1 protein-coding gene is annotated in these 504 nt (G+C 68.7%); it reads right to left on the bottom strand.

Going from position 1 to position 504, the window contains the following annotated elements; translation table 11 throughout:
- Positions 1 to 504, bottom strand: a 504-nt coding sequence (locus AC1DUE_RS20170; protein WP_477041188.1) for a flavin monoamine oxidase family protein, incomplete at both ends; no start/stop codon positions are given.

The raw sequence follows: 504 nt of genomic DNA, 5'->3' as shown, positions 1-504 counted from the left end.
CGGTACTCCAGGCCGATCTTGCCGGCCGAGGACGGCTTGCAGGCCTCCAGCGCGGTCTGTACGGCGGGGCCGAGGTTGTGGGCGGTCTTGGCGAGGATGTTGGGCGGCAGGGCGGCGATGCAGTAGTCCGCGTCGATGGTGCGGGTGTGTCCGCCCTGGGAGTACGTGACGGTGACGCCGTGAGCCGTGTCGGTGATTTTGCTGACGGCGGCTCCGGTGCGGATCCTGCGCTCACCTATCGCCCGGGTGAGGGCTGCGGGTATCCGGTCCATGCCGCCGACCGGCTGGAACATCAGCATGGCCTGGTCGTACTCGAACTCGAAGGAGAAGTAGCGTCCGACGCCGCTCGCGAAGACCTCGGAGGCGGACGGTACGGAGCCGAGTTCCTCGCCGGGGGTTCCGGCGGCAGCGGGGGCGACGCGGTATCCGCGCCGGGCACTGCCGGTGTAGTCGAGCGTGTCGCCGATGTCTCCGAAGTCCTTGAGGAATTCCAGGAGTCGCTCC

Source organism: Cellulomonas sp. P4_A2, from assembly GCF_056402515.1.
This window is presented reverse-complemented; position numbering and strand designations above follow the sequence as displayed.